At 34.9% G+C, this 17,878-nt stretch carries 18 protein-coding genes and 2 riboswitches; of the genes, 1 reads left to right on the plus strand and 17 read right to left on the minus strand.

What is annotated here, in order from left to right:
* Window positions 1-5 precede the first annotated feature (5 nt).
* Both ligA and EGX70_RS03220 read right to left on the minus strand, forming a co-directional pair.
* Window positions 6-1,964 (minus strand): NAD-dependent DNA ligase LigA, encoded by a 1,959-nt coding sequence (gene ligA, locus EGX70_RS03215; RefSeq protein WP_001873525.1) that lies wholly within the window; start codon window positions 1,962-1,964, stop codon window positions 6-8.
* Between the two features lie 139 nt (window positions 1,965-2,103).
* Window positions 2,104-2,613 carry a QueT transporter family protein gene (locus EGX70_RS03220; RefSeq protein WP_001091613.1) on the minus strand — a complete coding sequence of 170 codons (510 nt, stop codon included), beginning with the start codon at window positions 2,611-2,613 and terminating at the stop codon, window positions 2,104-2,106.
* Window positions 2,611-2,724, minus strand: a riboswitch (PreQ1 riboswitch). Its footprint overlaps the gene before it by 3 nt.
* A 70-nt stretch (window positions 2,725-2,794) precedes the next feature.
* Here EGX70_RS03220 and EGX70_RS03225 point away from each other — a divergent pair.
* Window positions 2,795-3,250, plus strand: a complete 456-nt coding sequence (locus tag EGX70_RS03225; protein ID WP_000239850.1) for a GtrA family protein — start codon at window positions 2,795-2,797, stop codon at window positions 3,248-3,250.
* Window positions 3,251-3,266: 16 nt separating this feature from the next.
* Here EGX70_RS03225 and EGX70_RS03230 read toward each other — a convergent pair whose 3' ends face one another.
* The 15 genes from EGX70_RS03230 to EGX70_RS03300 form a co-directional block, all read right to left on the minus strand.
* Window positions 3,267-4,187 (minus strand): YihY/virulence factor BrkB family protein, encoded by a 921-nt coding sequence (locus tag EGX70_RS03230; protein ID WP_000768435.1) that lies wholly within the window; start codon window positions 4,185-4,187, stop codon window positions 3,267-3,269.
* Window position 4,188: 1 nt separating this feature from the next.
* The gene (locus tag EGX70_RS03235; RefSeq protein WP_000631567.1) at window positions 4,189-5,049 is read right to left on the minus strand and encodes a methionyl aminopeptidase; all 861 of its coding nucleotides are present in this window, start codon (window positions 5,047-5,049) and stop codon (window positions 4,189-4,191) included.
* Window positions 5,050-5,071: 22 nt separating this feature from the next.
* Window positions 5,072-6,355: a CBS-HotDog domain-containing transcription factor SpxR gene (gene spxR / locus EGX70_RS03240; RefSeq protein WP_000033788.1), complete on the minus strand. Its 1,284-nt coding sequence runs from the start codon at window positions 6,353-6,355 to the stop codon at window positions 5,072-5,074.
* The gene (locus EGX70_RS03245) at window positions 6,348-6,902 is read right to left on the minus strand and encodes a GNAT family N-acetyltransferase (RefSeq protein WP_000355953.1); all 555 of its coding nucleotides are present in this window, start codon (window positions 6,900-6,902) and stop codon (window positions 6,348-6,350) included. The genes spxR and EGX70_RS03245 overlap by 8 nt, the downstream gene beginning before the upstream one ends.
* Before the next feature lie 101 nt (window positions 6,903-7,003).
* Window positions 7,004-8,263, minus strand: coding sequence for a UDP-N-acetylglucosamine 1-carboxyvinyltransferase (locus EGX70_RS03250; protein WP_001226242.1), 1,260 nt, complete (start codon window positions 8,261-8,263; stop codon window positions 7,004-7,006).
* 126 nt (window positions 8,264-8,389) lie between these two features.
* Window positions 8,390-9,061 (minus strand): thiamine phosphate synthase, encoded by a 672-nt coding sequence (gene thiE, locus EGX70_RS03255; RefSeq protein WP_000655661.1) that lies wholly within the window; start codon window positions 9,059-9,061, stop codon window positions 8,390-8,392.
* 13 nt (window positions 9,062-9,074) lie between these two features.
* Window positions 9,075-9,845 (minus strand): hydroxyethylthiazole kinase, encoded by a 771-nt coding sequence (gene thiM / locus EGX70_RS03260; protein ID WP_000280417.1) that lies wholly within the window; start codon window positions 9,843-9,845, stop codon window positions 9,075-9,077.
* A 1-nt stretch (window position 9,846) separates the two neighbouring features.
* Window positions 9,847-10,644 (minus strand): bifunctional hydroxymethylpyrimidine kinase/phosphomethylpyrimidine kinase, encoded by a 798-nt coding sequence (gene thiD / locus EGX70_RS03265; protein WP_123947911.1) that lies wholly within the window; start codon window positions 10,642-10,644, stop codon window positions 9,847-9,849.
* A gap of 1 nt (window position 10,645) precedes the next feature.
* Window positions 10,646-11,326 carry a thiaminase II gene (gene tenA, locus EGX70_RS03270; protein ID WP_000910184.1) on the minus strand — a complete coding sequence of 227 codons (681 nt, stop codon included), beginning with the start codon at window positions 11,324-11,326 and terminating at the stop codon, window positions 10,646-10,648.
* A gap of 83 nt (window positions 11,327-11,409) precedes the next feature.
* Complete coding sequence (locus tag EGX70_RS03275; RefSeq protein ID WP_000482627.1) at window positions 11,410-12,078, minus strand: energy-coupling factor transporter transmembrane protein EcfT; 669 nt, start codon at window positions 12,076-12,078, stop codon at window positions 11,410-11,412.
* Entirely contained in the window at window positions 12,066-13,352 is a 1,287-nt protein-coding gene (locus tag EGX70_RS03280) for an ATP-binding cassette domain-containing protein (protein WP_000953593.1), read from the minus strand. The genes EGX70_RS03275 and EGX70_RS03280 overlap by 13 nt, the downstream gene beginning before the upstream one ends.
* A 3-nt stretch (window positions 13,353-13,355) precedes the next feature.
* Window positions 13,356-13,910 (minus strand): ECF transporter S component, encoded by a 555-nt coding sequence (locus EGX70_RS03285; protein ID WP_000777526.1) that lies wholly within the window; start codon window positions 13,908-13,910, stop codon window positions 13,356-13,358.
* Window positions 13,907-14,473 carry an energy coupling factor transporter S component ThiW gene (gene thiW, locus EGX70_RS03290; RefSeq protein ID WP_123947913.1) on the minus strand — a complete coding sequence of 189 codons (567 nt, stop codon included), beginning with the start codon at window positions 14,471-14,473 and terminating at the stop codon, window positions 13,907-13,909. Before thiW ends, EGX70_RS03285 begins: the two co-directional genes overlap by 4 nt.
* Window positions 14,474-14,628: 155 nt before the next feature.
* A riboswitch (TPP riboswitch) is annotated at window positions 14,629-14,718 on the minus strand.
* A 150-nt stretch (window positions 14,719-14,868) separates the two neighbouring features.
* On the minus strand, window positions 14,869-15,414 hold the full coding sequence (locus EGX70_RS03295; protein ID WP_000724543.1) for a GA module-containing protein: 546 nt from the start codon (window positions 15,412-15,414) through the stop codon (window positions 14,869-14,871).
* A 66-nt stretch (window positions 15,415-15,480) separates the two neighbouring features.
* Window positions 15,481-17,742: a coagulase domain-containing protein gene (locus tag EGX70_RS03300; protein ID WP_123947915.1), complete on the minus strand. Its 2,262-nt coding sequence runs from the start codon at window positions 17,740-17,742 to the stop codon at window positions 15,481-15,483.
* Between the last annotated feature and the right edge of the window lie 136 nt (window positions 17,743-17,878).

A 17,878-nucleotide genomic window follows, 5' to 3' on the forward strand; every position in this document is an offset into this window, starting at 1 on the left:
CTCACTTAAAGGTTGAGTAACCAGTCTTCATCTTGTATTGTAATCCCTAAATCTTGAGCCTTGGTTAGTTTACTTCCTGCATCGCTTCCTGCAACAATTAAATCAGTCTTTTTAGAAACGCTACCTGTCACCTTAGCACCAAGGTTTTGTAATTTCTCTTTTGCTTCATTACGAGTCATTTTTTCAAGCTTACCGGTTAAAACGACTGTTAAACCTGAAAGTTGTGCATCTGTACTAACTCGTTTTCCTAGATAATTAAAATTAACGTTATAGGAAGTTAATTCCTCTAGTAGTTTATCTACCTCTTCTTTTTCAAAGAAGGTATGAAGTGATTTGGCAATAACCCCTCCTAGTCCATCAATTGAGGCAATACTTTCTTGACTTGCTTGACTTAGTTGCCTCAAATTACCAAATTCCTCCAATAAAAGGCGGCTCGCCTTGCTTCCCACATGACGAATACCTAGGCCAAAAAGAAGTTTTTCAGCAGAATTTTCCTTTGAAGATTGGATTGCATGATAAATCTTAGTTGCAGATTTCTCTTTAATACCATCTAAAGTTAATAAATTCTCTATACTTAAACGATAAATATCTGCAACATCTGCTATTAAATGAGCATCAAATAATTTTTCGACTAAGGATGGACCAAAACCTGTAATATTCATAGCATCTCGGCTAGCAAAATGAGCTAAACGTTCTTTGATTTGGTTGGGGCACAGCGGATTAATACAACGTAAAGCCACCTCACCTTCAAAATGAACTAATTCACTACCACAAGAAGGACATAGTTTAGGAATAAGCATGACTTCTTGCTGGTTTCGCTTACTCATAACGACATTTAAGACTGCAGGGATGATATCCCCTGCTTTGTATACAACAACAGTATCTCCAATACGGATATCTTTTTCGGCAATATAATCTACATTATGCAGAGTGGCCCTACTAACGGTTGTCCCTGCTAGTTGAACTGGAGTTAGGTTAGCTGTTGGTGTTACGACTCCTGTTCGCCCAACTGTCCAATCAACAGATAATATTTCTGCTTCCTTTTCTTCAGCAGGAAATTTATATGCAATCGCCCAACGAGGTGCCTTTACAGTGAAGCCCAGCTCTTCTTGCATTGCTAAGCTATTAACCTTAATAACAATACCATCGATATCATAAGGGAGGGAAACTCTATCTTTTTCTATAGTTTGGATAAAATCCCAAATTTTCTCCATAGACGAGCTAATTAAACGATGATGATTGACTGAAAAGCCATAGCTTTCTAGCTCTTTTAAAACATCATCTTGTGTTTCTTTTTGCGTAGGGCTAGCTTCTTGATAAAGAAAAGTTGCTAATTTACGTTTCGCAACAATTCCTGTGTTTAATTGGCGCAAGGTTCCTGCTGCTGCATTCCTAGGATTAGCAAATTCCTGCTCACCATTTGCTCGTTTTTCTATGTTAATAGCTTCAAAAGATTCTTTGGGAAGGTAGCACTCTCCGCGAACAGTAATATCTAAACTTTGGTCTAAATGTAGAGGAATATCATGAACACGCTTTAAATTTTCAGTAATATTTTCTCCAATATTGCCATCACCACGTGTTGCCCCAACCTGTAAAACACCATTTACATAAGTCAACGAGACAGATAGACCATCAATTTTCAGCTCTGCCATATAAGCAGCAGTTGGAAACTCTGCTTTAACACGTTTATCAAAGGCTATCAATTCTTCTTTTGAGAAAGCATCCTGCAATGAATACAAAGGATATTCATGTTGGTATTTTTCAAAGCCTTCTAAAACTAAACCACCCACTCGATGTGTGGGACTATTTGGCAAAATGTTTTCTGGATGTTGCTTTTCTAATTCTACTAACTCTCGATATAACTGGTCATATTGACTGTCAGAAACTGTGGGATTATCTTGTGTATAATACTCTTTTGCGTACTGATTCAACAAAGATACTAATTCATTCATACGATTTTCCATATTTCTATTTTATCACAAAGACTAAGGATATTAGTAAAAATTGGAGCATTTCTCATAAAAGTTGCAGCATTTTCTAGCTATGCTAACTATAAACCCAAACAAAAAAGCCGAGATCAATGTCTCGCGCTTTATAATATATTTATTTTGTAAAATCGACGTGTCTACTCAACTTATCCACAAGGACTGCTCCAACCAAAAGTGAAGCCAATTCACCAACAGCTGTCGTTAACCATGTTAATAATAAAGGTAATCCTGCTACAATTTTCAATTCAACTGCTACCGTAATCATTGAAGCAGCAAAGAAGAAAGAAAAGAAAAAGAATGCTTTGTTAATAAGGCCATTAAATAGATAATCTTTTTGATATTGCTTGAATAAAATGGTTCCAAGATAAACAAAAAGTAAGGTTGAACCACCACCTACAAAGACATCAATCATTCCAAAACTATAAAGATTAGAAATCATACATCCTAACGTTACCGCAAAAAGGTATTTTCGGTGGTAAAAGGCCAAGAAATTTAGCATTTCTGAAACACGGAATTGATAAGCACCATAAGCAATAGCATTAAAAGGTGGCGTTATGGTTAAAACGATATAGATAGCTGTTACAATAGCCATGTGAGCGTAATCGCGAGTTGTAAATGTGTTCATAATTTCTCCTTTAACGTTTAGATAGTTAACACTTCTAACGTTTGTAATATGCTTGATGAAAGGGAACTAAGCATCAAGGGTTGTGTAAAACAACTTACTAAGTATATCACAAACAAAAAGTAAAGCCAAGCTTATGGGAGATTTCCTCATCACTTTGAAGCATCCGTGATATAATAAAAATATGGTTAAATTAAAATCGTTACTGAAAAAAAGTATTCAAAATGAAGTCAGCTTATATTTACTGTTCGGACTATTAACATCCCTTCTTTATTTAGTTATTCGACAAGGGATTTTTAATTTCTCGCAGGACGCTCCATTCTCTGCAATAGTTGCTAACATAATAGCTATACTTTTTGCTTTTTTTACAAATGATCGATTTGTTTTTAAACAAACTAAAATTGGACAGCTTCAACGCTTACAAACATTTGTCATCGCTAGATTAGGCACATTAGGATTAGATTTGATATTAGCTGTTATTTTTGTTGATCAATTTCCTTCTATTATCGGACAATTCGTTCAGCACAATTTAAATAAAATCAACACCATTGAAAGCCTTGTATCTCAAATATTAATTATTTTACTCAACTACATCTTGAGCAAATTTGTTATTTTTAAAGACAAAAAAAGACAACTCTAACAAGAGCTGTCTTTTCTTATTTTTCTTCTTTGGATTTTTGGATAAGAGACATAATATCTCCACGCCTTGATTCAATTTTTCCTGTCGCAATTTCTTGAACGCTGGCATTCAGTATTGCACCTAAAATCATAATGTGGGCTAAGAAAATAAACCATAGCATTAAGATAAAGATAACGACCGAACCAAACGTTTTAATATCTACCATTTTCTCAACCCTATTTAAGACGTATTGGCTAATTAAATTACTAAAAAAACCAATAACAAACGTTGAAAATAATGTCCCTGGAATGACATAACGTACTTTTCTAATTCGTGCGTTAGGTAAAATAAAGTATAAAATTCCAATACCTAAAAATATAGTCAAAAATGTAACTGGTTGTGCAAGATTTAAAAGCCACGCCGTTAGAGTATCTCCCAAATCATACATGTTTACAATTATCTGTAAAACTGGTTTTGAAAAGGTTGAAAAAATTAAAACAAAAGTCAGTAAAAATAGGATGATCAGCCCAGTCCCCACACCCACTAAACGACTAATCACAAAGTCTCTGTGTTGGTCAACACCGTATGCTTTATTAATGGCTTTTTGAAGAGAGGTCAAACTTTTAGACATTGTCCAAAAAGCTGTTAATGACGCGAATCCCAAAATGCCGGTAGACGGTTTCGAAAAAGCATCTACTGCTAAGCGTGAGGCAGGTTCATAAATATTTTTCGGAAGATTTTTTTGCATAAATGACAATAAATCCGACACATTAATATGAAAATAAGGAAAAATATTAGCAGCAATAACTAGTAATGGAAAAGCTGTCACTAATAGATAATAAGCAACTGCTATGGCTGATAAGTCCATCTCTGCACTTTGAAAATGACGCATAAAAACTTGAATGGGTCTATATTCTAGTTTAGCCAGCAAATCCTCAAAGAATTTTTTTAATTTCATTTTAGTAAGTTCTTTCTTCTCCTTGACTCGTTAAAATAACAGGACCATCTTTAGTGATAACAAATTGATGTTCATATTGACAAGAAAGACCACCATCTAAGGTTTTATGTGCCCAACCAGTTTTCATGTCTGTATCAATTTCCCAAGTACCAGTATTAATCATTGGTTCGATGGTTAAAACCATCCCCTCACGAAGACGGAGACCTCGACCTGCTGTACCATAGTTAGGCACCATAGGCTCTTCATGCATTGTTGGACCAACACCGTGACCAACCAAATCACGAACAACTCCATAACCACGACTCTCTGCATAATCCTGAATAGCAGCTCCAATATCACCAATGCGGTTTCCGATAACTGCTTTTTCAATCCCAATATACATTGCTTCTCTTGTCACAGACATTAAGTCTTTCACCTCTTGTGAAACTTCACCTACAGCATAAGCCCAACACGAGTCTGCCAAACCACCACTATATGTTTCCGTGTACTTTTTCATTTGAGCCACGTTGTCAAAGTTTAACGATGAAACGTCAACAATTGATTTATCTAAAGGTTCGCTTAAAACCATATCTACTTTTAAAAGGTCACCTTGTTTTAGGGTATAATGACGAGGAAAGGCATGAGCCACTTCATCATTAAGCCCACAACAAGTAGCATATGGGTAATCCATAACTGCACCATCAACCCCGATTTGCAATGGCAATACGTTTTCTTCTTTACAACGTCTACGAACGTATTCTTCAACTTCCCACATATCAACTCCTGGTTTGATAATATCACGAAGTCCAATGTGGATGCTGGCTAAAAAATCACCTGCTCTATCCATTGCTTCAATTTCGCGTGCTGACTTTAATGTAATCATTTTCTATTTATTCTCCTTATATCTAATTAATTTTTACCGCTATCATAGCTTTAGCAATAATTTTATTTTCTAATTTTAATTCTAAATCGAGTGTAGCTTCGCGCCGTTTTTCTGAAATAATTGTTGGCGTTACCATTATTATTTCATCAATTTGAACAGGTTGCAAGAAATAAAGTGTCATTTGTTTAACAACAATACTGCGTTGATGCTTACGAGTTAAGACACGAATACAAATTTCTTTTAAGAACTCCGTCAAAACTCCTTGTGTTAAGCTACCTGTATGGTCAATCATAGCGGGTTCTACTAAAAACGAAAAGTGACCATCTTCAATTTGTAAATTAGACAAGATTTGATCACTATAGGTGTATAAATCCGTCCCTTGCGACATCGATAAATTTTCTACAGCTTGTCGTCTTGTAATAACGCCTAATAATTCAAAGTCATCCGATACTACTGGCATCATATTCAAATCTTCAAAAATCATTTTTTGACTGATATTAGCTAGACTCATTCGAGGTTTAGCAACAATGATATTTTTTGACATGACTGTTGCCAATTTTACTTCTTTATCTTTTCCAAGAATATCTTGAACACTAACAACACCAACGACAACATTAGCTTGGTTGACTATTGGAAAACGAACATTTTTAGTTTGTTTAACAAGAAGATTAAATTCTTTTACGGTATCATCCTGCGCTAAGAAACCGTAATCCATTTGCGACTGATAGACTTGTTCAACGGTCTTTAAATCAGTACGAATTTTGGCATTTGACAAAGTGTGATTAATCATCGTTGATACTGTGAATGTATCATAGTGTGTTACCATTACGGGAATTTGAAGTTTATCTGCTAAACGACAAACAGATGGGGAAACATTAAAGCCACCTGTAACTAAGATAGCGTTTTGATGTTGTAAGGCTAAATGTTGTATCTCATCACGGTCGCCAACAATCAATAACCCTCCTTGCACCAAATATTTTTCAATATTTCTGTGAGTCATTGCACCTATAGAAAATTTACTAAACTCCTTGCTGAGTCCCTCTATTCCTGCAACAACTTGTGAGTCACTAATCCTTGCAATTTCAGCATAAGTCAGTTTTTCAATATTAACCTTTGCTTTTTGAGCAACACGTACTGTCCCACTACGCGGTCTAGTCTCAACAATACCCCTATTTTCTGCCTCTTTTATAGCGCGGTATGCAGTGCCATCACTCACCTTTAAATGATTTGAAATACTGCGTACACTAACCCTCTTACCAACAGCTAAATTTTCTAGGTACTCCAAAATTTCTTGATGTTTACTCATAACGATAATCACCCCTAGTTAATTGAAACTCAATATAGTCTCTTATACGGCGTGTGTAACGGTCGCTTCCTTTAAAACTCCTAGATTGTTTGAAATGCGCCTTCAAAGCAACCTTCTGACTAGCAATATTCTCTTTATGTGTTACTATGATCAATTTGTCCATCCCAAACTCTCGAAAAGCAAAAAAAGAAAGTGTCTTTAGACATTCAGTCATAATGCCTTGACCCCAAGAACTTTCTTTCAAAAAATAGCCAATTTCAGCTGTCTTTTTAGATAAATCAATGTTTTCAAAACGGATAACTCCAAACATTTTATGACTAACTTTATCTTCAATCGCCCAAACTCCCAATGGCTCTTTCATAAAAGAATGAACTAAAAGAAAATCACTTTCCTTCTTACTGGTTTGAACAGGAAAAATAAATTGTAAATTTGTCCTTTTTGAAGCTATTCGCCAAAAAGCTTCCCTATCAGTGTAGGCAACAGGACGTAGGTTAACATGTTCTGTTTCAATGAATGCAAACCGTCCTAAATTTGTCCATATATCCATGATAATATTATACCACAAGAGATTTCAAATACCTATAAGTGACTTAATCTAAAACAAGAAGAAAAGAGCTAAGAAATATTCTCAACTCTTTGTTATATATACTATTCCTCAACCAATTGGATATCCGCACCCAATGATGTTAGTTTCTCGATGATATTAGAATATCCACGTAAAATAAACTCGATATTCGTAATTTCAGTTCGTCCCTCTGCCATTAAGCCAGCGATAACTAAAGCAGCGCCTGCACGCAAATCTGTCGCTTTTACAGGTGCACCAGATAATTGATTAGGACCACTATAAACTATTTTGCCCCCTAGGGTAGAAATATTAGCTCCCATACGTGCTAATTCGGGAACATGATTAACACGTTTCTCATAGATAGTATCTAATAAACTCCCGTTTCCTTCTGCTGTTAGTAATAAAGGAGTTAGAGGTTGTTGTAAATCTGTAGCAAATCCTGGGTAAGGTGAGGTTTTTATGGATACAGCTTTTAACCTTTCTTGTTCTTCGACAAAAATTGAATCCTCTTCAACTGTCATTCGAACTCCCATCTCATCTAACTTAGCAATGAAACTCTCAAGGTGTTCATATAACACATTGGTCACTTTTATTCCTCGTCCGATAGCTGCTGCCATAGCAATATAAGTTCCTGCTTCAATACGATCTGGAATTACTTGATGACGCGTGCCATGGAGCGATTTCACACCTTCAATTGTAATAACATCAGTCCCAGCACCACGAATATGAGCTCCCATATTATTTAAAAGAGTAGCCACGTCAATAATTTCTGGTTCACGTGCAGCATTTTCAATAACCGTACGGCCATTTGCCTTAGCTGCTGCGATTATAGTGTTAATTGTCGCACCAACACTGACAGTATCCATATAAATATTTGCTCCTTGCAAAGGCTTTCCGTTTGTTGCTAGACGCATTGAATCACCTTCATAAGAAACACTAGCTCCCATCGCTTCAAAAGCTTTTAAATGTAAATCAATCGGACGGGGGCCTAAATCACAACCACCAGGTAAACCTAATGTTGCTTGACCATAACGCCCCAATAAGCTTCCATAGAAATAATAGGATGCACGAAGACTATTGATTTTGCCATAAGGCATTGGAATATCTTTAACGCCACATGGATCAATTTCAAGCGTCTCACCATAACGCTTAATCTTAGCTCCCATAGTTTCCATAATGTCAACTAAACTGTCAACATCAGAAATAGCCGGAACTCCATCTAAGACCACAACATCATCAGCAAGAATAGTGGCAGGAATCAAGGCAACTACACTATTTTTGGCACCCGATACAGCAACTTCTCCCGTCAGTTGCTTGCCACCGTTAATAATAATTTTACGCATACTTTCAAATCTTTCTTTAACTAGAATTCAACTCTACTATATTATCATAGTTTAAATTCTTTTTCAAATACCAGTATTGTGTGATGATATAATATCTTAAAAATTCTTATAATTAACGATGTAGCCTTATTTGATTACATCACTGTGTTTTTGCCTATTAACCAGAGCTTTTTCAACTTCATAACGCAATTGTCTGGTTGCATCTACAATATGATTTGCTTTTGAAATAGCCGATATAACAGCAATCCCATCTGCACCTGATTCTATAATATCATGAACAAAATCACTAGTGATTCCGCCTATTGCAACGATTGGAATATCTTGATTAATTTCTCTAACTGCCTTTGTTGTCCTATTGCCAACAGCAGGCTTAGCATCTGCTTTTGATTGTGTCGGATTAAAAGGACCAATTCCGATGTAATCAACAACAGATAATTGTGATTTCTGATATTCATCCATTGTACTCACAGATAAACCGATGATTTTATCTGGTAAACGTCTCCGTGCCTCATCAACAGGTAAATCATTTTGTCCAATATGAAGACCATCAGCATCAATTAACTCAACTAAGTCAATGTCATCATCAATAATAAAAGGAACTTGATATTGCTTACAAAGTATTTGGAGTTGCTTAGCCATAGCAATTTTTTCCTTACCTTGTAATGCTGTAAAACCTTTTTCTCTAAATTGAAATAGAGTTATACCTGCTTGTAAGGCTTCTTCAACAACAGTCAATATATTCTTCCTAGAGCAATCCACAGTTCCACAAACAAAATATAATTTCAATGTATCTTTCATCTACTGACACCACCTATTTGTCCATAATCATTTCTGATTTCATCTGGGAAAGGGCATCTAAAAATGCAACTTGGAAACTTCCCACCCCCTTACCTTTTGCCACCTTCTCTGCAATTTCTCCAGCAACATTATAAACAGTCATGGCCTCTGTCAGACAAGCAAGATCATCGCTTCTGTCAGAACTACCAATAAAAGCAGCCAATACTGCCCCTAATAGACATCCAGTTCCTGTAACAAGTGGCATTAAAGGACTACCATTTTGTAATAAGCGAACTTCTCCTCTAACAGCGATAGCATCAGTTTCTCCTGTGACAACCACTGGCACATCAAAAACTTGATTGGCTTTTACAGCAATTGATTCTAAATCAGCCACTTTTCCGCCATCTGCCCCTTTAGACGCTTGTTTTTCACCAATCAAAGCAGCGATTTCACTACCATTTCCTCTAAGTAAACTAATAGAATAATTCTTCAATAAATCAAGTGACACTTCTAATCGAAAACGACTTGCTCCTGCCGCTACAGGATCTAATACAACTGGAACTTGGTTTTTATTTGCTATTTTGATTGCTTCTTGGTAAAGTTGCCAACTTTCTTTTGTTAGTGTTCCTATATTAATTAATAATGCATCTGCAACTTTTAACAAGTCTTCTAAGTCCTCTATGCACTCGCTCATAGCCGGAGAAGCTCCTAAAGCTAATAAACCATTGGCTGTAAAGTTTTTGACCACATTATTAGTGATACAAATGGTTAAAGGATTTACCTCTTTTAATTGTTCTAAATACATTTTAGTCTCCTTGATAGCTAGTATGATTGACAGGACCGTTTCCAAGGCCCAACTCAGGCGCTGTTTCGATAGCTGAAGTAATAAATGATTTAGCGGTACTTACCGCGTTTAGAATTGATTGCCCTTTAGCTAACTCCGCTGCAACGACTGCTGCAAATGTACACCCAGTCCCATGAGTATGAATAGTATTGATACGTTGATTACTAAGAGTTATCAACCCTTCTTTTTCCCAAAATAAATAATCTTTAGCCAAGCCATCTAGATGTCCTCCCTTTATAAGAACATTTCTAACAGAATATTGTTTTTGAATATCGTAACCTGCTTTAATAATACTTACTTCATCTGATAAGTCATATCCCACTAAAACCTCAGCTTCTGGTAAATTTGGTGTGATAATAGTTGCTAATGGCAATAAGTCTTCTTTTAATGCTTCTACGGCATCTGAATCAATTAAACGATGTCCGCTAGTTGCCACCATAACAGGATCTAATACATAAGGTTGCGGATATTTTTTTAAATATGAAGCGACTAAACTAATTGTTTCCCTCTCCGCTAACATTCCTGTTTTAACCGCCTTTGGCTTAATATCATCATAGACACAAGCTAGTTGTTGATCAATGATAGCTGTTTCTATATGCTGAACGCCTCTAACCCCACAAGTGTTCTGAGCAACAACACTAGTCACAACAGCCATCCCGTAAGTCCGACGAGCTTGAAATGTCTTTAAATCCGCCATAATCCCTGCTCCACCGCTAGGATCAGTTCCTGCAATAGTTAAAACTGGTGCTAAATAAGTCATATTAATCCTCCCATTTTTCTTGATTTATTGCCATTTGAAAAAAACGTCTCTCATGCTGACAAGATTTCACAAAAGCATCTACCAAATCAGCTTGCTTCTCTTTTGACAAATTCTGCGCATAATAATCCATCATACGAAAATAGTTTTCCATTAACTCTTCAACTGTATCGTTAGCATAAAAAGTTATCCAATTATTAAAAGGGTTACCATTCAAAAACTGGTTCTCCTCAATTATTTTTTTAGCCAATTGATGGTAAATCCATGGACATGGGCTCATTGCAGCTAAAGCACCAGCAATACCATTTTCGTAAAAATGAAAATACATATGTTTAATGTAATGATCTGCTGACGGGTACCATACACCCTTTTCGATAATATCCTGATAAGATCGATTAGTATAAGCGGCCAAGGCTTGATGTGGGCCTTCACCATCTGCTAACTCCCGATTTAATGTAAAGTCAATTTGTTCAAGGAAAAATTGTTTATCTCGTAAATTATCAGATTTTGCCAAGCACAGGGCATAAATATCAGCAAATTTCCCAAGGTAGATATTATCTGCCTGTAAATAATGGCAGATTACGTCATGGTCTAAACGCCCTTTTATAATTCCTTGAATAAATGGATCTTGATAGATGGATTGGATATATTTTGCTCCTTTAGCAATCATCTTATCTTTTAACATAGTAATCTCCTTTGTTATGATCTCATGAGCAGAACACGCTCATTCTATATAAATGCACAATTGTATTACTAAACTAATTGTACTTATTTAAAAATCATTCCTATAGACAATAAAATACTCATACCAAGTAAACTATAATCTCGAAAACGAACGGGATAAGTTGAAGCATGTGTTCGCTCTTTACCCACTTCAAAACCTTTAGAAAGCATTGCTAACTCTAACTGTTCTACCCAATATATCGTCTTTAATAAAACTGACAATATTAGTCTAGGCGATAATGCCCAAGTTACCTGATTCTTCAGTCGGAATGCGAGTCGATTACGTTGGTATTGTAATTTAATTAATGGTAGAAGATTAAAGACCGCAAAAATACCATATGCAAAATGACTAGGCACTTTGAAAGTTTGATAAAGAGATTCTATAAAATCATAATTAGAATGTGATGCATGAAATAACAAACCCACGTTCATAAAAATAAGCGGACGACAGGCCACTAGACTAGCTAAGACGAATTGATGGGGTAATTTTCCCCAAAAATACGTCCCTAGAAATAAAGAGAGTCCCATCACAAATGATATCAGATTGACCTTCGCCCAAGTTTTTAAAGAAACCTTTACGAAGCATTGCAGTGTTACTACTATAATTAGAAATAACAAAGACGTTCTTAACCTCAATGTGAAACTAAACGAAAAGGTTGGTATTAATAAACATAGGAAGGTAATAGCTGGATGATAGTTTTTCAAATTGAACAAGATGACACCTCCAAGAAACGTGTTGCAAAACACTCTTTTAAGTGAGGATCATGGCTAGTAAAAATAACCCCACAATGATTTTTGTGACAATAACTCAAAAGAAGAGTTGTAATCATATTAGCGTGATAGGCATCTTGTCCATAAGTTGGTTCATCTAATAATAGAAGTTTACTATCACTAGCTAAAATACTGCCAATGGCTAATCGCCTCTGTTGGCCTTGACTTAGTTGAAATGGTGAAAACTGTTTCTTATCCCAAAGATTTATGGTTTCCAAAATATCCCTCGCTTTGTTACTATCCTTGCAAACCTGAAAAATTTCGTCATAAACTGTTGAAAAAATAAATTGGTCTAAGGGATTTTGAAATAAAAAGCTTATAGGAATTTGCTTTCTATGAGTAAATTGTTTTTTCCCTTTAGTCCTATAAAGCCCTAACAATCCCATAAACAAACTAGACTTCCCCACGCCACTTGGTCCATCTAAGCACAACCTCTCCCCACTTGCTAAATCAAAATCAAGGTAAGAGATGAATTTGTTTTTTGAAAGTTTAACTTGGAAATCTTTAATTGATAACAGTTTGTCACCTGTATTATGACTTTTCTTTTCTAATTCGAAGACATTCAAACGATTGAGCATATAATCAAAATTGACCCTTGTCAACCGTTTTTCCAACCAAAAATAGTGATCCATTATATCTTGATAATAAGTAATCAAATGATCGATTACAATCAGCATTGATTGATTGTTTGCTTGATAATTAAGAACTAATTGTAATAGTTGACTGGCACTCTCTTGATCCAAATTCGCAAAAGCTTCATCTAAAATAATAAGTTTAGGAGATTTTAAAAAAATGGTCGCCAATGCTAATCGCTGTTTTTCACCTTGAGATAAAGTATAAATCAACCGATTCTGAAATCCTTTTAAACCAACTTGTGCCAATACAAACTCACTTCTATCTTGCATTTGCTCCGGTTCTATTTGTAAATTTTCTAAAATAAAATACAACTCATGCGCCACAGTATCCATACAAAATTGCAAATCAGGATTTTGGAAAAGAAACCCCACATCGCTTGGTTCTATTAATGAGCCGTTTAATAAAACTTGACCTTTCCCACTTTCTTTTAACCCTGATAGTAAAAGAGCCAATGTACTCTTACCACACCCTGAATAGCCACTGATTAAAATTCGTTCTCCTGGGTTAAGACTAAAAGTCACTTCATCAAATAAATAATGACTATCGCCATGGGTGCAAGCTAATTTTTCAACAGATAGCATAGGCTACTTCCTTTCATGAATCCCATAAGCATTCAGTACACCACTTCTATGCAATTGGTCGCATATATTCTTTGTTAATAAGAAGAAAATAATAGATGAAACAGTTCTTACTATAAGCATCAGAATGTTATATGAAAATGAAAACGCACTAAGTCCATTGGCATAAAAACTCCATGCAAAACTAAAAATTGATGTCAAAATAGCAGACAATATAAAAGCTGGCAACTTGTAATTATGATACCTAAATAGTGTAAAGCCTAATTCTGACCCTAAACCTTGAAGGGTACCAATAACGAGTACACTTGGTCCATAAATTGATCCAATTAAAACCTCTATCAAAGCAGCTAACAATTCTGCTACAATAGCGGTTCCTGGTTTCCTCAATATATAAAGAGCCATTGGACCTGCCACAAACCAAATACCATAAATAACTTCATGCGCTATAGGGCCTACAAAAGGTACAAAAGCATTTGAAATATAGCCTGCTCCAAAGTAAACAACGCCCAGAACAACCGCTAATAGAGCAATCAATAATACATCTTTTAAACTCAATTTCATTTTACTTTTTCTCCTTTAAATAATGCTTGTATTGTCATAAATACAGGAACCCGCTTTAATCCCTGAAGTAGCAACAAAGCAATAACACCGCCAATTATAGTCGCCCCTATAAACCTTGGCATAAAAAGAAAAATGGATTGAGCTGCAGATGCTTTAGCTAACACTTCGTGATTTCCATCCGCTGTCCAAGTCCAAAACCAGACCATAATTGGAGCTGATAAAAGTGCTCCAATTATCCCTGTTCCTATAAACTCACCCACCCAAGACATCCAGTCTTTCGCATAAAACCGATAAAACCAACCCGCTAAGAAAGCTCCTGGACCAGCTCCTAGAATAGCTAAAGGTGCAACAGATGCTACTCCTGCTTGAGTTAAAATACGAATAAAAGCCGTTACAAGTGCCATAACTAATGCATAGATTGGTCCCATTATAACTCCAGCGATAATATTAACCACACTAGACATAAAGGCCATGCCTTCTATTCTAAAAATGGGCGTTAAAAAAACATCTAAAGCAATCATAATTGCTAAAACCGTTAATTTTTTTGGTTTATGATTAGTCATCATAACTCCTTCTCTATGACAGATAAGGGGCAACAACCTACAAAAAATTTTGACAACAAAAAACTCCATCTGCAAGCAAACGGAGTTTATTATCTGATTAACTAGAGCTAGCTGTCTACTAAGAAGACACTACGCCCTTTTCCACCACAAAAAACTTGTAATGGCACACATTTCCCTTCGACAGTACTAACTGCATCAAGTTCAATGGGTATAATCTCAGCTGTTACGCACCCCAAATGTCCTATTTAATTTACTTAAGAATAATAACATAGTTCCTTTGAAATGACAAGGCTTACATTCTGATCAGAAAGCTATTTAAAACAGTAAAACCCTACTCACTAATCAATGAGTAGGGTTTTATGTCTTATATTTAGGAATGTTTGTTAGTTTAGAAACTAATTATATTTTTGGATATTTCTGTTTATCGCCTCCACTCTACTTTCATTGAGATAAACATGTTCATACATATCGTCCAACTCAGCATAAAAGTTTTTTAAGTCTGTATTATCTTGATGCGATGCAAGTAAGACTTGAACCTTATCACGTGTAGATTTGATTTTTTCAAATAAATCATAGTTACGTTTATACAAAGCCTGAGCTTCATTAACAATATCTGAGACATTTTCCAAAGAATAGGCATTATCAATACGTTGGATGAACCCTTTAGACTCCTGAGAAATAAGAATGCCTAAATTGTAGATATCATTTCTAGCCTTTTCTTGTTTAAGAGGTAGTTGATGCCTTATTTCTGAATTATTAAAAGTCTTCACAGTAGTATGTGCCTTACGTTGTTTTTCTTGTAGTCTTTGATAAAATGCTTTTGATTTTTCACTCATTTTAACATAACGCGTTGGCATTTCAAAGTTATCATCAGCTTTAACCGATGTCGTTGCAACTAGTAATAAGCTACTAGCTAAGATTAAAGTTGTTATTTTTTTCATATTAGTCTCTTTCTATCTTTTAGGTTAGTTTAATACAAAAGTTTAAGATCGCCTTGATAGCAGTGTCTACTCTTTTATACGCGATGAGATTGATTTACTCATCTCAGTAACTTCTAATAAACTAGCTACAAAAGCTTGATCCATGTGGCGCGCTCCGATACGATTGTCCAAATGGCTAATTTTAGCTTGAGAACCTGCTAAAATAGCTTCAATATCATTATCAACTGGAACTGTTTCTGTCTTGATTTGGTTATTATAAGTATTACGAGCGACGTTGAATTCTTCAATAGCTTGGTAAGCACGATTCCAAATCATATTCTCAAGACGAGCTGTATCTTCTCTCAATACATTGACTGCACCATTATTAACCTTATTATTTCCTAAAGCTTTCTCAACATCAGAAAGATTAGAAGTTTGAGTATTAATGAGCGTGGTCATTTCCGCAGTTGTTACACCGGCTGTATTAGCAATATTGACTGTTGATTTATACGCCGAAATAGCATCGTGTGCTGCATTAATCTCCTCTTGAGAAGCTTTGGATTCTTGAACAACTGATTGAACCGGAGCCGGCTGTTGGACAGAAGTTTGCGCAACTGAACTTTGTTGTGGAGTTGCCACAGTTTCAGATTTCTTTTCTATCTCTTGAGTATTTCCAGATACTTTTTGCTCAGTTTGTTCTTTTACAGCCCCTTTTTGAGGAGCTAGCGATTTAGTTTTTTCCTGTTCTACTTTTTGGTTTTGAGCATCATTTTCTACTAGTGAGTCATGATTCAATACTTCTTTATTAGAAATTGTAAATGGGGTGAGTAGCTTCACTTTTTCAACTTGCTTTTGAGGCATAAGTACATTAGACGTTGTTGTCATAATTACTTGCGGGACGTAAGGTAATCTTTTGACTGAATAAACAAACTTTTTAGTAGACCCATAATTGGAACTAATTGCTTGCATGTCTAATAAAATATTGTCATTAGAAATTACTTTTGTTAACTCTGCATTTACTAATTCTTTTTTAGAATAACTCTTAGTAGCTTTTCTTACTTCTTGTTTATACTTAGTTACAAATTTTCGAAGTGACTTAATAGCAGTATCTAATTTATTATATTGAATGTCCAATGTATTAAAATTATTTTCTATGGGTAAATCCACAGTGTTATCGAGTGCCTTTTTTAGATTTATCTCTGAACTTATAACTATTTGAAGAAGTTGTAAATACTGATTAAAAATTGAAGGGCTTAGATTCATGGACTTAATTTCATTATAATTATCTTTTGCAATCTTCACTTTTTGAAGCAATTCTTTTGCAGCATCAATTTCTTCACTATATAGTGCATAATGAGCAGACGTATAAATTTTAGAAGACTTTTTGTATCCATATTCCAATTTTTTTATTTGCTTTTCCTTCAATTCTTTATAATTTGAAGGTAAGTTAGTTTCAATACTATACGGTTCAGTTGAATTAAGATATTTTTTATGGAATTCTGTGTCCTTTAACTTTTCAAGAGAAGGCTTATCTTTTCCTGTATTCTTAAAAAAGTCATTGATAACTCCATCTAAATCTTCAATTATTTTCGCTGCAATTCTTTTATTTGGAATATATTTATATCCAGGAGCATCTTTTGAAACAAAAGTTATATCTCTGATTAAAATATCCAGTATTTCTGCTTCATCTTTATGCTCCCCATCTTTATGGTTATTTACAATTTGATATCCTAACCTTGCTTTTCGTGTAATTTCATTTAATAAAGCAATGTACTCTTTAAAATCTTTATTATCCTTGTAGTTATCATTATTATCTAAATGTTTATCATACCATACAGAGAAAGGAAATAAAGTACTATCTAAACGATAAATTTTATCTACCCCATCCGAAAACTTGTGCTTCGCTGAACTAATTTCTTGATATATATAATTATAAACACCTTGGTCTAAATTATATATTCCACTTTTTTCATATTTATCTAATGATTGAAGAATATTTCTTTGATGCGCATCTTCTTTAGCAATATTACTTAAGTTAATTAAGTAGTATTCAATACTATCTATTTTATCTTTAAATTCTGATAAAATAGTTCTATACTCAGGTTCCTGAAACTCACTTCGGTTAATCCATTCGTTTGCTTCAATGAGCTCATAACTTAGATAGTTATAAATTTTTTCACCCCATCTCTCATCAATTTTCTTTCCAGATTTTTTTGAATCAATATACCCAAGTTGCTGTCTTAATTTCGTTTCATCTTTTCCCACTATCGCCCCTACCGGCTGACTTGTAGATACTGCTGTTACTGCTAGCGATAGAATCGCTGCTGATTTTAAAAATTGTTTTTTCATTTCCATCTCTCTTTTCCTTTTCATTATAATTTTTACATCAAAAACTTATCACGAGATAATATATTAGCATAAGATTAGTAACATGGCAAATCAATTAAATTACGAACTTTTGTTTTTGTTTTCATGTTTTAAGGAC

The organism is Streptococcus sp. FDAARGOS_522 (assembly GCF_003812445.1).
GTDB classification, from domain to species: domain Bacteria; phylum Bacillota; class Bacilli; order Lactobacillales; family Streptococcaceae; genus Streptococcus; species Streptococcus agalactiae.

What these genes read in the sequence shown, in the direction of transcription:
- ligA (WP_001873525.1), bottom strand. Translation starts at nt 1,964, where the DNA reads ATGGAAAATCGTATGAATGAATTAGTATCTTTGTTGAATCAGTACGCA.
- EGX70_RS03220 (WP_001091613.1), bottom strand. Translation starts at nt 2,613, where the DNA reads ATGAACACATTTACAACTCGCGATTACGCTCACATGGCTATTGTAACA.
- EGX70_RS03225 (WP_000239850.1), top strand. Translation starts at nt 2,795, where the DNA reads ATGGTTAAATTAAAATCGTTACTGAAAAAAAGTATTCAAAATGAAGTC.
- EGX70_RS03230 (WP_000768435.1), bottom strand. Translation starts at nt 4,187, where the DNA reads ATGAAATTAAAAAAATTCTTTGAGGATTTGCTGGCTAAACTAGAATAT.
- EGX70_RS03235 (WP_000631567.1), bottom strand. Translation starts at nt 5,049, where the DNA reads ATGATTACATTAAAGTCAGCACGCGAAATTGAAGCAATGGATAGAGCA.
- spxR (WP_000033788.1), bottom strand. Translation starts at nt 6,355, where the DNA reads ATGAGTAAACATCAAGAAATTTTGGAGTACCTAGAAAATTTAGCTGTT.
- EGX70_RS03245 (WP_000355953.1), bottom strand. Translation starts at nt 6,902, where the DNA reads ATGGATATATGGACAAATTTAGGACGGTTTGCATTCATTGAAACAGAA.
- EGX70_RS03250 (WP_001226242.1), bottom strand. Translation starts at nt 8,263, where the DNA reads ATGCGTAAAATTATTATTAACGGTGGCAAGCAACTGACGGGAGAAGTT.
- thiE (WP_000655661.1), bottom strand. Translation starts at nt 9,061, where the DNA reads ATGAAAGATACATTGAAATTATATTTTGTTTGTGGAACTGTGGATTGC.
- thiM (WP_000280417.1), bottom strand. Translation starts at nt 9,845, where the DNA reads ATGTATTTAGAACAATTAAAAGAGGTAAATCCTTTAACCATTTGTATC.
- thiD (WP_123947911.1), bottom strand. Translation starts at nt 10,644, where the DNA reads ATGACTTATTTAGCACCAGTTTTAACTATTGCAGGAACTGATCCTAGC.
- tenA (WP_000910184.1), bottom strand. Translation starts at nt 11,326, where the DNA reads ATGTTAAAAGATAAGATGATTGCTAAAGGAGCAAAATATATCCAATCC.
- EGX70_RS03280 (WP_000953593.1), bottom strand. Translation starts at nt 13,352, where the DNA reads ATGCTATCTGTTGAAAAATTAGCTTGCACCCATGGCGATAGTCATTAT.
- EGX70_RS03285 (WP_000777526.1), bottom strand. Translation starts at nt 13,910, where the DNA reads ATGAAATTGAGTTTAAAAGATGTATTATTGATTGCTCTATTAGCGGTT.
- thiW (WP_123947913.1), bottom strand. Translation starts at nt 14,473, where the DNA reads ATGACTAATCATAAACCAAAAAAATTAACGGTTTTAGCAATTATGATT.
- EGX70_RS03295 (WP_000724543.1), bottom strand. Translation starts at nt 15,414, where the DNA reads ATGAAAAAAATAACAACTTTAATCTTAGCTAGTAGCTTATTACTAGTT.
- EGX70_RS03300 (WP_123947915.1), bottom strand. Translation starts at nt 17,742, where the DNA reads ATGAAAAAACAATTTTTAAAATCAGCAGCGATTCTATCGCTAGCAGTA.